Origin of the sequence: Streptomyces sp. NPDC050145, from assembly GCF_044460245.1 — a bacterium.
Taxonomy (GTDB): Bacteria; Actinomycetota; Actinomycetes; order Streptomycetales; family Streptomycetaceae; genus Streptomyces.
Map to the genome: position 1 here is coordinate 156,130 of NZ_JBITJS010000014.1, position 19,851 is coordinate 175,980.

The 19,851-nt window shown below is 72.6% G+C and carries 18 protein-coding genes; 6 read left to right on the forward strand and 12 right to left on the reverse strand.

The window, feature by feature from the left end:
- Positions 1–98 precede the first annotated feature (98 nt).
- Positions 99–1,784 carry a murein biosynthesis integral membrane protein MurJ gene (gene murJ, locus ACIBTU_RS27360; RefSeq protein WP_399129200.1) on the forward strand — a complete coding sequence of 562 codons (1,686 nt, stop codon included), beginning with the start codon at positions 99–101 and terminating at the stop codon, positions 1,782–1,784.
- On the opposite strand, the gene ACIBTU_RS27365 is transcribed toward murJ, so the two are convergent.
- From ACIBTU_RS27365 to ACIBTU_RS27380, 4 genes are all read right to left on the reverse strand, one after another.
- Positions 1,753–2,427, reverse strand: coding sequence for an esterase/lipase family protein (locus ACIBTU_RS27365; protein WP_399129122.1), 675 nt, complete (start codon positions 2,425–2,427; stop codon positions 1,753–1,755). The genes murJ and ACIBTU_RS27365 overlap by 32 nt on opposite strands.
- Before the next feature lie 59 nt (positions 2,428–2,486).
- The gene (locus ACIBTU_RS27370; RefSeq protein ID WP_399129123.1) at positions 2,487–3,350 is read right to left on the reverse strand and encodes a hypothetical protein; all 864 of its coding nucleotides are present in this window, start codon (positions 3,348–3,350) and stop codon (positions 2,487–2,489) included.
- 216 nt (positions 3,351–3,566) lie between these two features.
- On the reverse strand, positions 3,567–3,827 hold the full coding sequence (locus ACIBTU_RS27375; RefSeq protein ID WP_399129124.1) for a DUF397 domain-containing protein: 261 nt from the start codon (positions 3,825–3,827) through the stop codon (positions 3,567–3,569).
- A complete protein-coding gene (locus ACIBTU_RS27380) occupies positions 3,824–4,621 on the reverse strand; it encodes a helix-turn-helix domain-containing protein (RefSeq protein ID WP_399129126.1) in 798 nt (265 codons plus the stop codon). Before ACIBTU_RS27380 ends, ACIBTU_RS27375 begins: the two co-directional genes overlap by 4 nt.
- Positions 4,622–4,702: 81 nt before the next feature.
- Between ACIBTU_RS27380 and ACIBTU_RS27385 the strand changes: the two genes are divergently transcribed.
- A complete protein-coding gene (locus tag ACIBTU_RS27385; protein ID WP_399129127.1) occupies positions 4,703–5,131 on the forward strand; it encodes an ATP-binding protein in 429 nt (142 codons plus the stop codon).
- A 3-nt stretch (positions 5,132–5,134) separates the two neighbouring features.
- Here ACIBTU_RS27385 and ACIBTU_RS27390 read toward each other — a convergent pair whose 3' ends face one another.
- Genes ACIBTU_RS27390 through ACIBTU_RS27400 form a run of 3 tightly spaced genes read right to left on the reverse strand, consistent with a single transcriptional unit; the run spans position 5,135 to position 7,949 of the window.
- Positions 5,135–5,968 (reverse strand): phosphotransferase, encoded by an 834-nt coding sequence (locus tag ACIBTU_RS27390; protein ID WP_399129128.1) that lies wholly within the window; start codon positions 5,966–5,968, stop codon positions 5,135–5,137.
- On the reverse strand, positions 5,965–6,657 hold the full coding sequence (locus ACIBTU_RS27395; RefSeq protein WP_399129129.1) for a LuxR C-terminal-related transcriptional regulator: 693 nt from the start codon (positions 6,655–6,657) through the stop codon (positions 5,965–5,967). Before ACIBTU_RS27395 ends, ACIBTU_RS27390 begins: the two co-directional genes overlap by 4 nt.
- Positions 6,654–7,949 (reverse strand): PspC domain-containing protein, encoded by a 1,296-nt coding sequence (locus ACIBTU_RS27400; protein ID WP_399129130.1) that lies wholly within the window; start codon positions 7,947–7,949, stop codon positions 6,654–6,656. The genes ACIBTU_RS27395 and ACIBTU_RS27400 overlap by 4 nt, the downstream gene beginning before the upstream one ends.
- Before the next feature lie 174 nt (positions 7,950–8,123).
- On the opposite strand from ACIBTU_RS27400, the gene ACIBTU_RS27405 reads away from it, so the two are divergent.
- Complete coding sequence (locus tag ACIBTU_RS27405) at positions 8,124–9,431, forward strand: PspC domain-containing protein (RefSeq protein WP_399129131.1); 1,308 nt, start codon at positions 8,124–8,126, stop codon at positions 9,429–9,431.
- Positions 9,432–9,798: 367 nt separating this feature from the next.
- Here ACIBTU_RS27405 and ACIBTU_RS27410 read toward each other — a convergent pair whose 3' ends face one another.
- From ACIBTU_RS27410 to ACIBTU_RS27420, 3 genes are all read right to left on the reverse strand, one after another.
- Positions 9,799–10,314, reverse strand: coding sequence for a DoxX family protein (locus ACIBTU_RS27410; RefSeq protein ID WP_399129133.1), 516 nt, complete (start codon positions 10,312–10,314; stop codon positions 9,799–9,801).
- Between the two features lie 117 nt (positions 10,315–10,431).
- Positions 10,432–11,703 (reverse strand): hypothetical protein, encoded by a 1,272-nt coding sequence (locus tag ACIBTU_RS27415; RefSeq protein WP_399129134.1) that lies wholly within the window; start codon positions 11,701–11,703, stop codon positions 10,432–10,434.
- A gap of 176 nt (positions 11,704–11,879) precedes the next feature.
- Complete coding sequence (locus ACIBTU_RS27420) at positions 11,880–12,671, reverse strand: class II aldolase/adducin family protein (RefSeq protein WP_399129135.1); 792 nt, start codon at positions 12,669–12,671, stop codon at positions 11,880–11,882.
- Between the two features lie 128 nt (positions 12,672–12,799).
- On the opposite strand from ACIBTU_RS27420, the gene ACIBTU_RS27425 reads away from it, so the two are divergent.
- Positions 12,800–13,234, forward strand: a complete 435-nt coding sequence (locus tag ACIBTU_RS27425; protein ID WP_399129136.1) for a pyridoxamine 5'-phosphate oxidase family protein — start codon at positions 12,800–12,802, stop codon at positions 13,232–13,234.
- A 69-nt stretch (positions 13,235–13,303) separates the two neighbouring features.
- Here the strand turns inward: ACIBTU_RS27425 and guaA are convergent, their stop codons facing one another.
- Complete coding sequence (gene guaA, locus ACIBTU_RS27430; protein WP_399129137.1) at positions 13,304–14,884, reverse strand: glutamine-hydrolyzing GMP synthase; 1,581 nt, start codon at positions 14,882–14,884, stop codon at positions 13,304–13,306.
- A gap of 630 nt (positions 14,885–15,514) precedes the next feature.
- Positions 15,515–16,231 carry a hypothetical protein gene (locus tag ACIBTU_RS27435; protein WP_399129138.1) on the reverse strand — a complete coding sequence of 239 codons (717 nt, stop codon included), beginning with the start codon at positions 16,229–16,231 and terminating at the stop codon, positions 15,515–15,517.
- A gap of 196 nt (positions 16,232–16,427) precedes the next feature.
- Here ACIBTU_RS27435 and ACIBTU_RS27440 point away from each other — a divergent pair, with 196 nt between their 5' ends.
- The gene (locus ACIBTU_RS27440; RefSeq protein WP_399129139.1) at positions 16,428–18,599 is read left to right on the forward strand and encodes a glycosyltransferase family 4 protein; all 2,172 of its coding nucleotides are present in this window, start codon (positions 16,428–16,430) and stop codon (positions 18,597–18,599) included.
- Positions 18,600–18,715: 116 nt separating this feature from the next.
- Positions 18,716–19,834 carry a peptidase gene (locus ACIBTU_RS27445; RefSeq protein WP_399129140.1) on the forward strand — a complete coding sequence of 373 codons (1,119 nt, stop codon included), beginning with the start codon at positions 18,716–18,718 and terminating at the stop codon, positions 19,832–19,834.
- Positions 19,835–19,851: the final 17 nt, after the last annotated feature.

Genomic DNA, 19,851 nt, shown 5'->3' on the forward strand with positions numbered 1-19,851 from the left:
GCGCCCCATGCCCCGCGAACCTCCCCCGTCGTGTCCGCTCCAGCGTACGAGGGCCTGGTCACGGGCGAGGGCGCCGGGCGGCGTAGGTTGACCGGATGGTGGTTGAGGGGGCGGACTCGGCGGCGGTGCGGGACAGGTCGCGCGAGCAGGACGAGAGCAAGGGCAAGGGGCGGCTCGGGGGCGCCGGGCGGTCCTCGGTGGTGATGGCTGTCGGGACCGTCGTGAGCCGGGGGACCGGGCTCGTGCGGCAGGTGCTGCAGGCCGCCGCGCTGGGGACGGGCCTGCTGGCCAGTACGTACAACACGGCGAACACCGTGCCGACGAGCCTGTACACGCTGCTGATCGGCGGGGCGCTCAACGCCGTGCTCGTGCCGCAGCTCGTGCGGGCCCGGGCGACACAGGCGGACGGCGGGCGGGCGTACGAGCAGCGCCTCGTCACGCTCGTGGTGTGTGTGCTCGGGGTCGGGACGGCGCTGGCGGTGTGGGCCGCGCCCCAGATCGTGGGCCTGTACATGCGGGACACCCCGCAGGGGCACGAGGCGTTCGAGCTGACGGTGACGTTCGCCCGGTTCCTGCTGCCGCAGATCTTCTTCTACGGGCTGTTCGGGATGTACGGCCAAGTCCTCAACGCCCGCGAGAAGTTCGGCGCGATGATGTGGACGCCGGTGCTCAACAACGTCGTCCTCGTCGCGATGTTCGGTGTGTATCTCGGGCTCATGTCGGCTCCGGAGCGGATCGAGGACATCAGTGCCGGGCAGGTGCGGCTGCTCGGGATCGGGACGACGGCCGGTATCGCCGTGCAGGCCCTGGCGCTGGTCCCGTTCGCGCGGGCCGCCGGGTTCCGGTTCCGGCCGCGGTTCGACTGGCGCGGCTCGGGGCTGGGGGCCGGGGTGCACGCGGCGAAGTGGACCCTCCTGTTCGTCCTCGCCAACCAGGTCGCGCTGACCGTCGTCACGAACTACGCCAACGCCGCCGACCAGGCCCTCCCGCACGCCGGAGCGGGCTACTCCGCGTACACGTACGCGCAGACCATCTGGATACTGCCGCAGTCGATCGTGACGGTCTCACTCGTCACGGCGCTGCTGCCGCGCATGAGCCGGGCCGTCACCGAGGGACGCCTCGCGGACCTGCGCGCGGATCTGGCGAGGGCGCTGCGGATGACCGGGGTCGTCATCGTCCCCGCCGCGTTCCTGTTCCTGGCGCTGGGCCCCGACATCGCCGCGCTGCTGTTCGCGCACGGGACCTCGGACGCCGCCGCGGTGCGCCCGCTCGGGTACATGCTGGCGGCGTTCGGGCTCGGGCTCGTCCCGTTCTCCGCCCAGTACCTGCTGCTGCGCGGCTTCTACGCCTTCGGGGACACCCGCACCCCGTTCTTCATGGCGGCGTGGGTCGCGGCCGTCGACATCGTGCTGGCCACCGCCTGCCATCTGCTGCTGCCCGTGCGGTGGGCCGTGGTCGGGATGGCCGGGGCCTACACCCTGTCCTACGCCGCCGGGCTCGGCCTCACCGCGTACCTGCTGCGCCGCAGGCTGGGACGTCGACTCGACGAGGGCGACCTGCGACGCACGTACCTGAAGCTGTTCGGCGCCGCCGCGCCGGCCGCCGCGCTGGGCTGGGCGGCGGCCCGCGCGTGCGGACGGCTCGGAGTGGGTGAGGGCGTCGCCGGCTCGGCGGTCGCCCTGGCCGCGGGTGTCCTCGTGCTGGGGCTGGTGTTCCTCGGCCTGGCCCGGCTGCTGCGGATTCCCGTCGCGGTCAGCGGGTCAGCAGGGCGTCGAGCTGGTTGAGGACTGTCGGGTTCGACAGGAAGTCGTTGTGTTTGAGGCCGTCGGTCTTGATGTTGGTGGCGCCGGTCAGCTGGGTGCTGGTTTGCGGGAGGATCTGTTCGTCGTTCGGGGACCAGAAGGTCGTGTAGCGGGTGGAGCCGGGGGTGGGGTCGCCCTCGTTGAGGTGGCTGACGACCCAGGAGCCCGGGGTCATGTCCTTGCAGCCCTGGTCCCACAGGGCGCACGCGTAGGCGAGCGAGGTGCCGTGGTTGGGGCCTGCCAGGGAGATCCACTGGTCGACATTCTGGCCGCCTCCGCCGAACTTGATGTACCAGCGGCTCGGCAGGCTGCCCAGGCTGTGGGCGACGATGTTCACCCTGGGTACCCCGAGGGAGTTCACGTAGGCCGCGAGCTGCCCGGCCAGGACCTCGTTGGTCGACTTCGAGGTGTCGTACTCCCAGGTGTGGATTCTGTCCTCGGGGAATCCGCTCCGGACGAGACGGTCCTTCAGGCTGCCCCACACTCCGGCGTTCGCGCTGCGGCCGTGGATGAGGACGACGGGGATGCCCGTGTCGTCCGCTTGAGCCGGGACGGCGGCTCCGGGGGCGGCGAGGAGGGCCGCGGCGAGGGCGGCGGTCGTGGTGGCTGTGGCGAGGCGACGCATGGCTGCTCCGATGTCCGTCGGGCGAAGGGGGTGGCATGTTCGCGGGACATGCACGCGCATCATGCGTGACGGACCGTCAGATCAACAGGGTGCGTACGGGATCGGGTCGCCTGGCAGGGGTTGCAGAGGCCGTCGGGGATGGCGTCGGGGCGGCCGGGGACACCGCATTCTGTGCATTCGACCAGGTTGCGATGGCCGCCGCGGTGGCGGGGTTCTGCGGGTGGGGCCGCTGGACTGAACTGCAGCCGCTCGGGCGGGAGTTTGTCGCGCAGGCGGCGGGCTACGAAGGCGCGGGGGGCGTGGACGGTGGGCGGTAGGCCCGCCGTCAGGGCTTGGGTGAGGTTGCGCGGGGCCGGGTCGCGGGCCAGCCAGGTCGCGGCGTGGTCTTCGAGGGCGGCGCAGTCGGCGGCGGAGAGGGTGAGGCGGGGGTCGCGGAGGCCTAATTGGGCGAGCACTCGGTAGGCCTCGCTGCGGGGTGCGCGCGGCTCGGGGGCGGGGTCAACGTGGGCTACCTCGGGGTCCGGCTCCGGTACGTCACCGTCGAGGAAGCGGGTCCACCATGCGCTACTGCGTGCGGTGCGGGACCAGTACGTTTCCGACACCCAGCGGACGGTGCCGTCTTCTTGCTCGGCGACCCGGCGCACCCTGCGCAGATGTCCGGCGACGGTCAGCTCGTTCAGTGCCGAGCGCACGGCCATCTGCCCGTAGAGCGGCTGGGCCTTGGCGAGTGTTTTGGCGTCTATGGCGGCGCCCTCGGGGAGCGCGTCGATGAACCCTGCGAGGTAGCGGGCGCGGAGGGGGAGGTGCGCGAAGCTGTCGCGGTGGAGGGGTTCCTGGTCTGGGGTGCCGCGTTTTCCGTAGCCGGGGTTGGCCAGGGGGTGTGCGGAGGACGGCAGGGCAGGGCTAAGGTTTTGAACAGCCACAGGATCGCTCTTTTCGATCTTGAGGGTCAGACCCCGGCGGGTGTTCCAGCACCCGACCGGGGTTGTTTCTTTCCGCGAACTTAGAGTGCCGCGACACTCCGCCGCAAGCCGATCACGGAAAGTCATCGCGGTCGGCTTCGAGGGAGGGTGGGTGGTGGGTTAAGACCCATCCAGCCATTCCGCTAAAGGCAGGGCTCGCGTCTCGAAGCTCGGGGTTCAGGCGGTGCGAGTGGCGCAGGCGTGCGCCAGAAATGCCGTCCAGGCGGAGGCGGTTGAGACGAACGTCGGGCTCTGGGGCCCGAGCTTCGAGTCTCGGATGTGGATGTGGGTGGGGAGGGTCGCGATCTCCACGCAGTTGCCGCCCTGATCGTCGCTGTGGCTCGACTTACGCCAGTCCATGGCGGCTTCGACGCAGTTGCCGCCCTGGCTGTCGCTGTAGGTCGACCTGAACCACGAGAGTCGGGCGTCGTCGCTCACAGTTCCTCCGCCACCTTCCTGATGAACTCGGCCGACTCCTCCGGCCCGAGGGCATGCACGCGGATCATGTCATGGGCTCGGGACAGTGCGCTGACCTTGCCTCCCTCGGCATAGAGCGTGCTGCTCTCCGGCCCCTCCACGTAGGCGTATCGCTCATGGTCGGCAGTTTCCAGCAGCGCGATGGCGCCGTTGAGGCCCACCCCGTAGGCCTTGCCGAACGGCAGCACCTGGATCGAGACGTTACGCAACTCCCCTACGCACAACAGACGTTCGAGCTGCCCACGCATCACGCCCCGTCCACCCACCTGCGTCCGCAACGCCGCCTCGAACATCACGAAGGAGAACATCACTCCCGGCCGCGCGGTCAGCGCCTCCTGCCGCTTGAGGCGACCGGCGACCCGCTGCTCGACCGTCTCGTCGTCAAGAGGCGGGGAACTGGCCCCGATCAGGGCCTTCGCGTACTCCGGAGCCTGTAACAGGCCGGGGATGAGCAAGGGCTCGTAGGAGGAGACGGCGATCGCATCGCGCTCCAGGGACATGAACTCCTGGGAGCGCTGAGGATGCGGCTCCGGCTTGAGGTACTGCTGCGCGGCGGCGATCTTGCCACCCGCCTGGCAGAGCAGGTCCGCGACCTGGAGCAGGTGGGTCGTGGGGCGGCGCCGGCCGTTCTCCATCGACTTCACGTACTCGTAGCCGTAACCGGCCTCGTCGGCCAGGGTCTCGCGCGCCACGCCCGCCTCCGTGCGCCAGAGCTTGATCTGGCTGCCGCAGTACCGCCAGGCGGGATTCGTCACCGGGTCCACGATGGGTACAAGTACCCGTTGTACCCATGTGGTTACTCCCCTGGCCTCGGCTGGGGCGGGACCTTGGTGCGCATGCACAGCGAACGGCCCACGAGGCTTCCGCAGGACATCGAATGGCGCATGGCACGGCGTGCGCGGAGCGTGGGGCGGGCGCGGTCGCTGTTCCGGGACCAGGCCGGGTCGTGGGGGCTCGACCCGGCGGTGATCGACACGGCGGAGCTGCTGCTCAGCGAGCTGATGACGAACGCGTACCGGCACGCCTCCGTCCCGCCGGGCCGGGAGATCTGGGCGCGGGCGATCCTGGCCGAAGGGCGGCTGCGGGTGCAGGTGACGGACGCGAGCGAGGTGCTTCCGAAGGCTCGCCCTGCATCACCCGAGGTCGATTCGGGGCGGGGGCTCGCGCTGGTGGCGATGCTCGCGGACGGGTGGGGTGCGGAGCGGCGCGAGCGCGGGGTGGGGAAGGTCGTGTGGTTCGAGCTGGCGCTGGCCCCGCCGAAGTAAGGGTCAGGCGCCCGGGCGGCTGGCCGTCAGTGCCGTCGTGAACTCCCCGCGGTGGTCCTCCAGCCAGGTCTGGAGGCGGTCCCAGCGGGGCCAGCCGCCGCGCTCCGCGTGGGACCGGATGAAGTGCGGGTCGCCCGCGGTCAGGCGGGCGGCGACGAAGGCGCGGCAGACGGCCGTGGTCTCCTCGATCGTGGCGGGGAGCGCGGCGCGGTCGGCGGGGGCGAGGCCGTACGCGTCGGCGAGGACGGTGAGGCGGCGCGGAACGTCGAGGCGGGGCGGGTAGGAGTGGGCCGCGGCGTGCGGGTCGAGCATCGGGATCCAGTAGCGGGCGGTCATCGCCAGGTCCCACACCGGGCGGCCCGGGGCCGCGAGGTCGAAGTCGATGAGGGCGGTGGCGCGGCCGTCGCGGAAGACGACGTTCTCGGGGCAGACGTCGTTGTGGCACAGGACCGTGCCGCCCTCGGGGTCGGCCATGTCCCGCGGCCAGGCCGCGGCTCGGGCTTCCGCGTCGAACGCGGACGCGTCGTGCAGGCGGCGCAGCAGGGCGCCGACCGAGCGGAGCGACGCGTCCGTCATGGCCCAGGGCGGGAACGGCGGCAGGGCGACGTCGCCGGGGACGTAGGTCAGCCGCTCGCGGCCGCGGGCCGGGTCGTGGGCGACGGGGAGCGGCGCCCCGTCGAAGCCCCGCGCCCGCAGTGCCCGCAGCTGGGCGTGGAGCGCGGGGGCGTGCGGCGGGGCCGGGCGGTCGACGGTCTCGCCGGTGCGGAAGACGGCGCCCGCGTTGGCGAGCCCGCCGGGCAGGAGCTCGGGCCCGGTGCCGGTTCCGGTGCCGGTCACACGAGGCGGCGTGCCGTCGCCCAGCGGGTCAGCTCGTGGCGGTTGGAGAGTTGGAGTTTGCGGAGGACCGCGGAGACGTGGGACTCGACCGTCTTCACGGAGATGAAGAGCTGCTTCGCGATCTCCTTGTAGGCGTAGCCGCGGGCGATCAGGCGCAGGACCTCGCGCTCGCGCTGGGTGAGGCGGTCGAGGTCCTCGTCGACCGGCGGGGCGTCCGTCGAAGCGAAGGCGTCGAGGACGAAGCCGGCGAGGCGCGGGGAGAAGACGGCGTCGCCCTCCTGGACGCGGAAGATCGAGTCGACGAGGTCGGCGCCGGTGATGGTCTTCGTGACGTAGCCACGGGCGCCGCCGCGGATCACGCCGATGACGTCCTCCGCCGCGTCGGAGACCGAAAGGGCCAGGAAGCGGACGGGGTTGTCCGCGTCGGCCATCAACTGGGCGCTGCGGCGCAGGACTTCCACGCCGCCGCCGCCCGGCAGGTGCACGTCGAGGAGGACGACCTCGGGGCGCGTCGCCGTGATGACGGTGACCGCCTGGTCGACGTCGGCCGCCTCGCCGACGACCTCGACGCCGGTCTCCTCGGTGCGGCCGATCTCGGCCTGCACGCCGGTGCGGAACATGCGGTGGTCGTCCACCAGGACCACCCGCACGTGCCGTCCCGGACCAGATTCCTCAGTCGGTTCCGTCATGCCGTCTTCTCCGCCCTCTTCATGGTCAGTTCGACCTCGGTGCCCCCGTCGGGGACCGCCCGCAGCCGGGCCGTCCCGCCGTTGCGCTCCATCCGGCCGATGATCGATTCTCTTACGCCCATGCGGTCCGCGGGGATGGAGTCGAGATCGAAGCCGGGGCCCCGGTCCCGTACGGAGACGAAGACCTCGTCCCCCTCGACCTCCGCGTAGACCTGGACGGCCCCGCCCTCGCCACCGTACTTGGCGGCGTTCACCATCGCTTCCCGCGCGGCCTGCATCTGTGCGGCCAGTTTGTCGTCCAGGGGAGCGTCGCCGACGATCACGACCTCCAGGGGGACGCCGTGCTTGTCCTCGACCTCCGCCGCGTTGCCCCTGACGGCCTCGGCGACCGTCTCGGGCTCCTGCGGGTTCTCGGCGGCGGCCGGTTTGTAGAGCCAGGCCCGCAGGTCGCGTTCCTGCGCGCGGGCCAGGCGGCGGACCTCGGCGGGGCTGTCCGCGTTGCGCTGGATCAGGGTAAGGGTGTGCAGGACGGAGTCGTGGACGTGCGCGGCGACCTCGGCGCGCTCCTGGGCGCGGATGCGCATCAGGCGTTCCTCGGACAGGTCCTGGGTCATGCGGATGAGATAGGGGCCGGCGAGCAGGGCCACGCCGACGAGCACGGCGAGGGCCGCCTGGAGGATCGAGCCGAGGTGCTCGGTGGCGCCCTGGGTGACGAAGATGCCGGTGACGCCCGCGCCGACGAGGAGCACGCCGGCCGCGGCCCGCGCCAGGTTCAGGGTGCGCCGGCGGCGGCCGACCTCCATCCAGCGGGCCCGGCGCGCGTTGTCCGCCTGCCGCCAGACGAGGGCGACGCCCGCGCCGACGAGGATCGTGGGGACGACGTACGCCTTGGTGTTGCCGGTGAGGTTCACGTTCTGCACGAAGATCATCGACATGACGACCATCAGCAGCAGTGCGAGCACCTGGCCCCGGTCGGGGCGGCGTGTGACCAGCCGGCGCCGGCCGTCCGCCGACACCTCCGACGTGAGCACCGGCGGCCGGTCGGCGCCGACGCCTCCGACGCCGAGCGGCACGAAGAACCAGAACGACGCGTAGAGCAGCGCGCCGAGCCCGTCGGCCATGAACAGGCCGACGAAGACCAGGCGCACCCAGATCACCGGCAGGCCGAGATGCCCGGCGAGACCCCGCGCGACCCCGCCCAGCCAGCGTCCGTCGCTGCTGCGGTAGAGCTTGCGCGGCGGCCGCGGGTCGCGCGGGTCTTCGGTGAGAGGGGCGGTCGCTGCTTCCGGCATGGCACCGATCGTCACACGGCACGGTGTCCTCGGGCATCAGGGTCGACCCCTGGGACTCCCCTGATCTCGGGTGCGGGCCTGGTGCGGGCGCGCGGCGCGGGTCGGGGCGATCTCAGGGTTCCGCCAGGGTTGTCCCTGCTGCCCCTGGCGGCGCGGGCCCGTCAGGATGGACGTATGACCGAGGCCCCCCAGAACCCGACGGACCCGACGGTCCCCGACACCCACGCCCCGCCCCGCTTCCGCCGCGACCGGCGGTACAAGACGCTGGGCGGGGTCTGCGCGGGGCTCGGCCGGCAGTGCGACATGGACCCGGTGATCTTCCGGATCGGACTCGCCGTGCTGTCCGTGACCGGCGGCGTCGGCCTCATCTTCTACGGCTTCGCGTGGCTCTTCGTCCCCTACGACGACGAGGACGAGAACGAGTTCCGCAAGCTGCTCACCGGACGCGTCGACGGGCCGGGGCTCGCCGCGATCGTCACGGCGCTGCTCGGGTGCGGGCTGTTCCTGTCGATGCTGAACAACGGGGGCGTGCTCACGTTCGCCGCCGTTCTCGCCCTGCTGCTCGCGGGCACCGGCTACTGGTCGCAGCAGCGGCGCGGCGCCGACCCCGACCCGGTGGCCGCGCAGGCCGTCGCCGACGCGCCGCCCGAGGCGCAGGCGCCGCCGGTCTCCGGGGCGCCCTCCTGGTGGCGGGACCCGATCGTGAAGGACGGCACGCACGTCGGCGGCACCGGGTACTTCTGGGGGCCCGACGGCAGCGAGGACCTCGGTCCCGCGTACGGGGCCAGGGGCTCCGGGGTCTCCGGGGGCGGGCCCGCGACGAAGCGTCCCGCACCGCCCGCACCACCGCGCGGGCCGCGGGGCATCGGCGGGCGGGTGTTCCTCGGCGCGCTGGTCGCCGCGGGCATCGGTACGGGGGTCACGTGGGACGAGCGGACGCTGTCGGCGAGTCTGCAGACCGGGCTCGCCTGCGCGCTCGGGGTCTTCGGACTCGGCATCGCGGTGAGCGCGTTCCGGGGGCGGACCGGGGCCGGGTCGATCGTGCTCGCGGTGCTCACGGCGGGGCTGCTCACGGCCTCCGCCGCGCTGCCCGCGGACCTCTCCAAGGACTGGAAGCGGGAGACCTGGACGCCGGTGAGCGCGGCGCGGGTCGAGCCGCGCTACGAGCTGGGGGCCGGCACCGGCACGCTCGATCTGTCCCGGGTGGACGTGGCGCGGGGCGCGTCCGTGTCCACGCGGGTCGAGGTCGGGGCGGGGCGGGTGAGACTCGTGCTGCCGAAGGACGAGCGGGTGGAACTGCGGCTCGAGGTCGAGGTCGGGGACGTGCGGATGCCGGACGATCCGTCGAAGGACGTCGACGTGCGGCCTGACGTCTCCGAGAACGTGACGCTGCCCGCGGCGCGGGGCAGTGACGACGTGGGGCTGATCAGGGTCCACGTCGAGGTCGGGCTCGGACAGGTGGAGGTGTCCCGTGCGGCATGACTTCTTTCCGGGGCGGCTGGTGGCGGGGCTGGTGCTGCTCGTCACGGCGGTCGTCTATTTCGGCGACGCGGGTGAGGCTTGGACGGCTCCCTGGTGGGTCGCCGTCCCTCTGGTGGGCGGGGGGTTGTTTCTGGCGCTTCTCGTGGGGGCGGCGACTCAGTTGGTCCGGGTTCGCGGTCGCCGCCGTAGCTCCGACTGACCGTCGCCGTCCACCGGTCCGTCGTGGCTGGTCGCGCAGTTCCCCGCGCCCCTGAAATGCATGCCCTTCGGGCGCATTTCCCCGATGAGGCGCAGCCTCGTCAGGGGCGCGGGGAACTGCGCGACCAGCCCCCACCGGGGGCGCGCCCGGCGACGAGACGTGCGAGGTCTACGGGCGGGCTCGGCGTTCGCGCCACCACGCGTCGACGGACCAGACCGCCGCCCCCGCCAGGATCAGGGGGAGCCATGCCATCAGGTAGGCCAGGTCGTTGCCCAGGTAGTACGGCTCCGTGGCCCAGCTGACCGTGAGCCACAGGCTGAGGGAGATGGCGGCGCCGCCGAGCGCGGCGACCCGCGCGAGGATGCCGAGCAGCGTCCCGATCCCGACCGCCAGCTCGCCGAAGGCGATCGCGTAGCCGAAGGCGGGCGGCGACTTGAGTGCCAGGTCGACCAGTTCGGGGAACGCGGAGATGTCGCGCACCCCGTGCATCTGGGCCCCGATCGACCCGGGCCCGTTCGACTTGAAGAACGCGCTGTCGGTGAGTTTGTCGAAGGACGCGTAGATGAAGGTGACGCCGAGGAATATCCGGAGCGGGAGCAGGGCGAACCGCTGCGCCGAGTCCCGCCAGTCCGTGCTCCCCTCGACGTAGCTGGTGTGCACGTCCGTCCGCATGCCGTGTGCCATCGCCGGTCCGCCGCCTCTCCGCGCCTGATGCCTGCAACCCGTCATCCGACGATACGTACGGGAGGGCGATCCGGCTCAGTCGTGCGGCCGTTCGGACGTGCGGAATCTGCCCGGAGGTCAGTCCAGTACGTCGACGGTGACCCGGTTCGTCTCGACGCCGGTCGCGGTGATCACCTGCACCTCGACGCGGCCGGGCTCGACGTCGACCGGTACGGGCACGGTGAGCAGGGCGTCGGTGGGGTTGGTGAAGCCGCCGGGGACCGGGACCAGCGGGACGTGGACGTGGACGGGGCCGATGCGGACGGCGACCCGGGCCAGCTGTTCGGCACCGCCCGCGCCGGGCGGCACGAACCCGGTGCCGCGGATCTCGATGTCGTCGCCGGTACGGATCGGCGCGTCCAGGTCACCGGCCTCGCGGGCCCGCACCACGGAGAGGATCACCGGCCGGCCGCCCTCCGCGTACTTGCCGCACAGATACGTGGCGGCGGAGACGACGACGAGGACCGCGAGCCCCCAGGGCAGGTCGGGCAGCTGGTCGGGGCGGCGGGCGAGCCGGGCGGCCGCCCACACGACCGCGGCCGCGCTGACGGCGACGTACTGCGTGTCGGTGAAGCTGCCGCGTCCGGCGTCGTCGGTGAGCAGGTCGGCGGCGCGCGGCCGGGCCGCCCGCACCTTCTGGAGGCGCTGCCCGGCGACGCGCAGGGTGACGACCCGGCGGACCAGGACGGAGACGGCGCAGACGACGGCGAGGACGGTCAGCAGTCCGGCGCCCCGGGCGAGTTCGAGCCCGTCGATGAGGGCGTCGCGGCGGGCCGGTCCGTCGGCGACGGCGAGTTCACCGGCGAGGACGAGCACGGCGAGGACGGTGAGGAGGAGGACGGCGGCGGCGACGGCGCGCGAGGTGGACAGCCGGTTGTCCTCGCCGATGAGCGGGGCGAGAGCGCCGCCGCGCGCGCGGTGCAGATACGCGGCGCAGGTCAGCAGCCCGGCCAGGAGGACGGCGGCGGCGAGTCCGGCGGAGCGGGCGGTGGTCCAGCCGGCGCCGAACGCGGTGAGGAGCTGGACGAGCAGCAGCACGCCGACGCCGCCCCAGACCACCCACAGGGTGCGCGGGCGCAGCGCGGCGAGCCAGATGGCGCTCTCCTCGCGGCCGCGCTCGGTGACGTCCCGCGCGGACTGGGTCAGTTCGTCGGAGATCCACTGGCGGGAGGCGCCGGCCGAGTGCTCGACGGCGGGCGGCAGGCCCTGCCCGGCCGCGAACTCGTCGCGTTTGGCGGCGAACGCGGCGACGGCCCGGCGGTGCCCCTCGCGCGCACCGTGCGGGCAGTCGCCGCACGCGCAGCCGCCCTCGTGCGTCCCCTGGCCCTGCCGGGCTTCCTGCACCGCCACCGCGACGCCCCACCTTCAAGATCGTTCGACAGCGGTCACGCGGCTCGTGGCGCCTGTCGTCAACTTCCTTGTGATGAGAGGGAATTGTGCCTTACGCGGCGCACGCTCCGGCGCACGGCCCCGCCTCGCCCGGGTGAACGATCCGGACGCGGGTTGACCTCCCTGCCCGGGGCCGGTCAGGCCAGGAACTCCGGCTCACTGCGCGTGATGTCCTGCCACATGCTCTGGTAGTTGATCCACGCGACGAGGTCGCTGCCCGTCTTCTCGCGGGTCTCGACGGCCTGGCGCCGGTCGATCAGTACGGGACGGCCCGCGGCCCGCGCCGCGAGCTGCACCTGCGCGCAGCGTTCGAGCGCGATGAACCACCAGGCGGCGGCGTCCACCGAGTCGCCCACGGTGAGCAGCCCGTGGTTGCGCAGGATCAGCGCCTTGAACGCGCCGAGCGCGACCGCGATCCGCTTGCCCTCCCCCGCGTCGACGGACACGCCCGTGTACTCGTCGAGCAGCGCGTGGTCCTCGTAGAAGGCGCAGGCCTCCTGGGTGATCGGCTCGATGAGCTCGCCGATCGCGGACAGGGCCCGCCCGTGGACGGAGTGGCAGTGCGCGACGGCGACGAGGTCGGGGCGGGCCCGGTGCACCTCGGCGTGCACGGTGAAGGCGGCCTGGTTGACGTGGTAGCGGCCCTCCAGGACCTGGCCGTCCCCGTTGGCCAGGACGAGGTCGCCGACGGTGACGTGCCGCAGCGGCATGCCGAACGGGTTGACCCAGTAGCAGTCCTCGAACTCGGGGTCGCGGGCCGTGATGTGGCCCGACACCCCGTCCTCGTACCCGAGCCGGCCGAAGTTGCGCAGCGCCCCCGCGAGCCGCTCCTTGCGGTACCGCCGTTCGTCGGCGGGGTCGGTGTGCACGGGCGGCATCGCGAAATGCAGCTGGTCGGTGGGTATCGGGGCGGGGATCTGCGTCGACATGCTGCGGAAGGTACCTCCGGCGACGCGAGGACGACAGAGCCGAGCTGTGAAAAGAATGCGGCGAAACGCCCCGGGAATCCCGGGGAAAGGGGACAGGGGGTGTCGGGTATCGGCGCGAGACTCGTCCCATGACCTCGAACTGGGCTGCCTTCGCCATCGCCGAACCCGCATTCGCCAAGACCGTCGAGGAGCGCTTCGCGCAGCACGTCCATCATGTCCTCGCGACGCTGCGCAAGGACGGCTCCCCGCGCACCAGCGGTCTGGAGGTGCACTTCCCGGACGGCGAGCTCCGGCTCGCCATGATGCCGGACTCGCTCAAGGCCCGTGACCTGCTGCGCGACCCGCGCTTCTCCCTCATGGCCAACCCGGGCGAGGGCACGACGCTGGGCGGCGGCGACGTACGGATCAGTGGACGGGCGGTACCGGTCGAGGACCCGGAGGCGACAGCCTTCCGCGTGGAGCTGACCGAGGTGACGCGGACGTTCGTCGAGGACGACAAGTACCTGGTGGTGCAGGTGTGGAACCCGGGCGGCGGCCCGGTCCGCACGATGAAGCGCACCTAGCGCCGCCTCATGAAAGCGAAAGTGCCGCCCACCGATGCGGTGGGCGGCACTCTCACTGAACCGTGGGGACTACTCCCACTCGATGGTGCCCGGCGGCTTGCTCGTGACGTCGAGCACGACGCGGTTGACGTCAGCGACCTCGTTCGTGATGCGGGTCGAGATCCGGGCGAGGACCTCGTACGGCATCCGGGTCCAGTCCGCCGTCATGGCGTCCTCGGAGGAGACGGGGCGCAGCACGATCGGGTGGCCGTAGGTGCGGCCGTCGCCCTGGACGCCGACCGAGCGGACGTCGGCGAGCAGCACGACGGGGCACTGCCAGATCTCGCGGTCCAGGCCGGCCGCGGTGAGCTCCTCGCGGGCGATGGCGTCGGCCTCGCGCAGCAGGTCGAGACGGTCCTTGGTGACCTCGCCGACGATACGGATGCCCAGGCCGGGGCCGGGGAACGGCTGGCGCTGGACGATCTCGTCCGGCAGGCCCAGCTCGGCGCCGACCATGCGGACCTCGTCCTTGAACAGCTGGCGCAGCGGCTCGACGAGCTCGAACTCGATGTCGTCGGGCAGACCGCCGACGTTGTGGTGCGACTTGATGTTCGCCGTGCCCGTGCCGCCGCCGGACTCGACGATGTCCGGGTAGAGCGTGCCCTGCACGAGGAACGCGACCTCGGGGCCGTCCTCCTGGAGGATCTCCAGCTGCGCCTGCTCGAAGACGCGGATGAACTCGCGGCCGATGATCTTGCGCTTGGTCTCCGGGTCGGAGACACCCGCCAGCGCGTTCAGGAAGCGCTCGCTCGCGTCGACGACCTTCAGGTTCGCCCCGGTCGCGGCGACGAAGTCCTTCTCGACCTGCTCGGTCTCGCCCTTGCGCATCAGGCCGTGGTCGACGTAGACGCAGGTGAGCTGCGAGCCGATGGCCTTCTGCACGAGGGCCGCGGCCACGGCGGAGTCGACGCCGCCGGACAGACCGCAGATCGCGCGCTTGTCGCCGACCTGGGCGCGGATCGCCTCGACCTGCTCCTCGATCACGCTGCCCGTGGTCCAGTTCGGCTCGATGCCGGCGCCGCGGTACAGGAAGTGCTCGAGCACCTGCTGGCCGTGGGTCGAGTGCATGACCTCGGGGTGGTACTGGACCCCGTACAGCTTCTTCTCGTCGTTCTCGAAGGCGGCGACCGGGACGACGTCCGTGGACGCGGTCACGGTGAAGCCCTCGGGGGCGGCGGAGCAGGCGTCGCCGTGCGACATCCACACCGACTGCTCGGCGGGGGTGCCCTCGAAGAGCGTGGAGCTCGCCTTGGAGACGGTGAGGGGGGTGCGGCCGTACTCGCGGGCACCGTTGTCGTCGACGGTGCCGCCGAGGGCGGTGGCCATCAGCTGGAAGCCGTAGCACATGCCGAAGACGGGGACGCCGGCGTCGAAGATCGCGCGGTCCAGGCGCGGGGCGCCCTCCGCGTAGACCGACGAGGGGCCGCCGGAGAGGATGATCGCCGCCGGGTTCTTGGCGAGCATCTCCGCGACCGGCATGGTGCTCGGCACGATCTCGCTGTAGACCCGGGCCTCACGGACGCGGCGGGCGATGAGCTGGGCGTACTGCGCACCGAAGTCGACGACCAGGACGGTGTCGGGGGTGGTGGCAGCGGGGGTCGCTGATGACACGGGTTGCCTTCCGGCGGCTGAGCGGGGAGTCGTGACCCCGATTCTACCGGCTCGGGGTTGTCGGGCTTCCGGGCGTTCGCGGCCGCCGCCGTAGCTCCGACCGTGTGTCGCCGGGCGCCGCCCGGTGGGGGCTGGTCGCGCAGTTCCCCGCGCCCCTGAGATGCGCACTTCGTGCGCCATCTCCAGGGGCGCTGACGCATCGGGGAAATGCGACCCGAAGGGTCTGCATTTCAGGGGCGCGGGGAACTGCGCGAGAAGCCCCACCGGAGCCGCACCCGAGTTCGATTCCGGGCTCACCCGTACGGCGCGTGACCCGGAGGGGAGGGGCTTCGTTGGTTCGGTTAGTCCGTTCCAGCCAGGGGCGGGCCGATCGAACCACGCGTGGCTCCGCTGGAGCGATGAGACGTCACGGTGATGCCGTACGTCGTGGGACCTCGCTTCAGCTCAGTGACCGGACGGCAGGGGACAGCAGCCCGGTCACACCAAGAGAACGACCGGTCCCGGGGACGCCCGGGGCCGGTCGGCCTCCGTCCCGCCCCCCAGACCAGCGCTCGAGACCCCATCGGTGAGCACGATGCGTAGACCGACCCCACGCCTTCGCCTCAGGTCCCCTGCTCCACGAGCCGGCGGTTACGCCTGCTTCTCCAGCTTGCCCATCTGCGCCTCCACGACCGCGTCCGGCACCTCGGCCTTCGCGCCGCCCAGGGCGTTCAGCGCCTGGAAGACCACGAGGCTCGAACCGCTGCGCACGACCGTGTACCCGAAGGTCATCTTCGTGCCGTCGACGTTCCCGCGCACCGTGAACGCGACCGCCTCGTCGCCCAGCTTCGGCGCCTCGCCGGGCTTCACGTCGCTGTACTGGTAGTCGGTGTGCTCGTACGAGTGGCAGTTCTCGCTCTGCTCGCGCACGTCGGCGAGGATCTTCTTCGCGTTCGCCTCCTCGTGACCGAACAGGCCCACCTTCAGGAGCGTCGCGTCCGTCGCGTCCGTCGAGATCACCGAGCGCGCCACCCGCGCCTCGGCGTCCGGCTCCGTGCCGAGCAGGAACAGGTCGGCGATCGCCTGGCAGGACGCCGGCTTCGCCGGGACGCTGACGTCCGGGATCTCGTCCTCGGCGGCCGGGGTGATCCGGTAGCCCTTCACATCGCCCTGAGCGAGCGCCGCCTTCTTCAGCTGCGCCATGCCGAGCGGCTCCAGACCGGGCTTCGCCGTGGCCGGGGCCTTCGCGGCCGGCTTGTCGCCGGTCTTGCCGCCGTCGTCCGTGCCGCCGCCGCCGCATCCCGCGGTCGCCGTGAGCGCGACCAGCGCACCGATCCCTGCCAGCGTGCGCCCGAGACCTGACTTCACTTCGTTCCCCACCTCATGCACTCGACAGCGCGGCCGCCGTTGCGGTCGCGCCGAGCGGCCATCAAAGCCGGGACCTGGGGTGCCGGACCACTCCTGACCGCCCGTTCCCCATAACGATCGGGAATCGGCGAAAAGGTTGTACTGCTCGAACATGACGCTCAACACGGCGCAATAAGTGGAACATTGGTGTCATATCGTGACTCCCCCTGCTTCTTCCCTCCCCCGGCAGAAGATCGTCTTCCTGCTCAACAACGCGTACGGCATCGGCGGCACCATCCGTGCCACGGCCAACATGTCGGCGGCGCTCGCCGAGCGGCACAGCGTCGAGGTCGTGAGCGTGCACCGGGTGCTCGACCGCACCGGGCTGCCCTTCGACCCGCGCGTGCGGATGACCACCCTGATCGACCTGCGCGAGGACAGCCCCGACCATGCCGGGGCCGAACCCCTCGCCCAGCAGCCGTGCGCGATGTACCACGAGCGCGGCACCCGGACGGGGCGGCTGGCCTACACCGCCCTGCACGACGAGCGGATCGCCGCGTTCCTCGACCGGACCGACGCCGACATCGTCGTCGCGACCCGGCCGATCCTCAACGGCTACCTCGCCCGGTACGGCGCCGACCGCTATCTCCGCGTCGGCCAGGAACACCTCTCGTACGACGGGCACACCGACGAGGTGCGGCACGCGCAGAACGTGGCGCTGGCCGGGCTCGACGCGTTCGTCACCGTCTCCGAGGCCGACGCCGCGCGCTACCGCGCCGAGCTGCCCCAGGTCCGTACGCGGATCACCTGTGTACCGAACGGGGTGCCCGCGCCTGGCGTGGAGCGGTCACCGCTGGACTCGAAGGTGATCGTGGCGGCCGGGCGGCTCATCCCGGTCAAGCGCTACGACCGGCTCGTCGACGCGTTCGCGGAGGTCGCCGCCGAGCATCCGGACTGGGCGCTGCGGCTGTACGGGCGCGGGCCCGAGAAGGCGGCGCTGCGGGAGCGGATCGACCGGCTCGGGCTGTACGGGCAGGTGCGCCTCATGGGGCCGGTCTCCCCCATCGAGACCGAGTGGGCGAAGGGGGCGATCGCCGCCGTCACCTCCGACATGGAGTCCTTCGGGATGACCGTCGTCGAGGCCATGCACTGCGGGGTCCCGGTGGTCGCGACGGACTGTCCGCACGGTCCGGCCGAGATCATCACGCACGAGCGGGACGGGCTGCTCGTGCCGCTGGAGGCCGGGGTGGCCGGGTACGCCGACGCGCTGCGCCGGCTGATGTCGGACGACGGGCTGCGTGCGCGGCTCGGGGCGGCGGCCCTCGAGCGGGCCCGGGACTTCGAGCCGGCGGCGGTCGCGCTCCGGTACGAGGAGCTGTTCCGGGAGCTGGGTGCGGGGCGGGAGCGGGGTGCCGAGGCTCCGGCTCAGGTGCCGGAACCGTCCCAGAGACCGGTGCCGGTCGCGGCCCCGGTCGCGCCCTCGTTCGGGGCGCGGATGTGGCGGCGGCTGCGGTCGGCTGCCCCCGCGCCGAAGGCCGTCGCGGCGCCGGTGCCCGGGGCGGCGCCCGCCGCGGCCGCGGCGGCTCCCGTCGCGCCCGTCGCGTTCGCCCGGTCGACCGGCGACGGCGGGTTCACCGTGCGGTTCGACCCGGCGACGCTGCCGGCCGGACCGCTGGACTTCGTGGCGCGGCTGCGCCGGGACCCCAAGGGGCGGGAGGTGCGGATCGCGGTGCCGCAGGACGGGGAGGTCGTGGTCGCGGCGGACGCGCACCGCCTCGCCGAGGGCCGCTGGGACTGCTACGTCGCGCCGCGCGGCACCGACCGGCGGCGGCGTCTGGAGTGCGGGCTCGCCGAGCGGGCGCGGCGGGTCGGGGCGAGCCCCCGGACGGTTCCCGACGGGGTCGCGGCCTGGCTGCCGTACGCCACGTCCGACGGGTTCCTCGCGCTGCGGGCCTGGCTGCGGCCCGCGCACGCGGAGGTGCTGCACGTGGACGCGGGGCCGGAGCGGGCCGTGGTCGGGGCGGCGCTGTACGGGGTGCGCGGCGGGCTCGACGGGGCACGGGTGGTGGCCGTCGCGCGGGCCGGCGAGGAGCGGGACTTCTCGGTGCCCGTGGTGCGGGTGACCGACGAGCACTTCGAGTTCACGCTGCCGTACGCGGAGGCGGCCGCGCGGCGCGACGGGGAACGGGCGGACTGGACGCTGTGGCTGCACCGGTCGGCGGCCGCGGCGGTGCCGGTGCCGATCGGGCGAATCGGCAGCGACGTCATGGACCGCAACAAGACGGACCTGTTCCCGGAAGGCCCCGACAGGGTCGGGTTGCACTTCACCGGGGGCCATGACCTGGGCGTACGCGCCCGCACACCGAAGGTCGTGACCCAGGTCACATAAAGATCCTGTCAGTGGCAGGACAACCATGCGCGCCGATCAAGGGTCCTCTTTGCGACACCACGGCCACGTCCGCGTCCGCCATCGCGGGGCCGCCCTTCGTACCCACGAGGTCCTGAATGAAGCTTCGCCGCGCACTGGTGACGGCGGCCGCGACGGCCGCCCTCGCCCCGATCGCGCTCCTGTCCGCACCGGCCGCGTTCGCGGACGACCCGGCTCCGGTCACCACCGCCGGCGCCACCGACACCCAGCCGACCGAGACGCCGGACCCGGCGCCGTCGACGGACGCCCCGGGCACCGGCGAGTCCGACGGCTCGGCCGACGCCGAGCAGCCCCCGGCGGGCGGCACCGAGGACGGCTCCGGCTCCGAGGCGGGCACCGAGGACGGTTCCGGTGCCGAGGCCGGCACGGGCGAGGAGGCCGGCACCGAGCCCGGCACCGAGCCCGGCGCCGAGGACGGCACGAAGACCGAGACGCCCGGCACCGAGACCCCGACCACCACGAGCCCCAGCCCGTCGGAGACCACCGACCCGCTGGAGTCCTGCGACGACGTCGCCGACGAGGACGACAAGGGCACCGTCGCCGAGCTGCGCGGCCTGCCGTCGAAGATCGTCGCCGGCTCCGGCTGGCACGACTTCACGTACCGCGTCGCGAACGCGTCGGACCGCGACTTCGACAAGGTGTACGCGTCCCTGTACGTCTTCGCGGTGGCGGACGACGCCGAGGGCTCCGACGCCACCAAGTACCTGACCGTGCAGTGGCGCGGGGCGGACGGCTGGCACGACGCCGCGATCGGCGACGAGACCATGCTGCCGTTCCAGCACTCCGGCCCGCTCGCCCCGGGTGAGCACGCCGACTTCGCGCTGCGCATCCAGGTCGACGCCAAGGCCCCGGCCGGCTTCGGCGCCGGCGTCTCGCTCGGCATGAGCGTGGACAGCGACGGCCTGTGCTCGTTCAACGACGGGGAGAACTCGCTCTACGAGTTCGAGATCCTCGCCGCGGGCACGAAGCCGGGCGAGGTGCCGCCGGCCAAGGGCAAGCCCGGCAAGCCGGTCAAGCCGCGCCCGTCCAACACCCCCGCCCCGCAGGCCAGCAGCACCCCGCTCGGCGGGTCGCTGGCCGAGACGGGTTCCAGCTCCATGCTGCCGACCGTCGGCATGATCGGCGGCATCGCCGTCGTCGCCGGTGCCGGTGTCGTCTACTCCGTGCGTCGCCGCAAGGTGGGCGCCGAGGGCTGAGCGCGCCACTTGACGCG

Coding starts and splice junctions, on each gene's coding strand:
- ACIBTU_RS27365 (WP_399129122.1), bottom strand. CDS start 2,427: ATGCGTCGCCTCGCCACAGCCACCACGACCGCCGCCCTCGCCGCGGCC.
- ACIBTU_RS27385 (WP_399129127.1), top strand. CDS start 4,703: ATGCACAGCGAACGGCCCACGAGGCTTCCGCAGGACATCGAATGGCGC.
- ACIBTU_RS27395 (WP_399129129.1), bottom strand. CDS start 6,657: ATGACGGAACCGACTGAGGAATCTGGTCCGGGACGGCACGTGCGGGTG.
- ACIBTU_RS27400 (WP_399129130.1), bottom strand. CDS start 7,949: ATGCCGGAAGCAGCGACCGCCCCTCTCACCGAAGACCCGCGCGACCCG.
- ACIBTU_RS27405 (WP_399129131.1), top strand. CDS start 8,124: ATGACCGAGGCCCCCCAGAACCCGACGGACCCGACGGTCCCCGACACC.
- ACIBTU_RS27410 (WP_399129133.1), bottom strand. CDS start 10,314: ATGGCACACGGCATGCGGACGGACGTGCACACCAGCTACGTCGAGGGG.
- ACIBTU_RS27420 (WP_399129135.1), bottom strand. CDS start 12,671: ATGTCGACGCAGATCCCCGCCCCGATACCCACCGACCAGCTGCATTTC.
- ACIBTU_RS27425 (WP_399129136.1), top strand. CDS start 12,800: ATGACCTCGAACTGGGCTGCCTTCGCCATCGCCGAACCCGCATTCGCC.
- ACIBTU_RS27445 (WP_399129140.1), top strand. CDS start 18,716: ATGAAGCTTCGCCGCGCACTGGTGACGGCGGCCGCGACGGCCGCCCTC.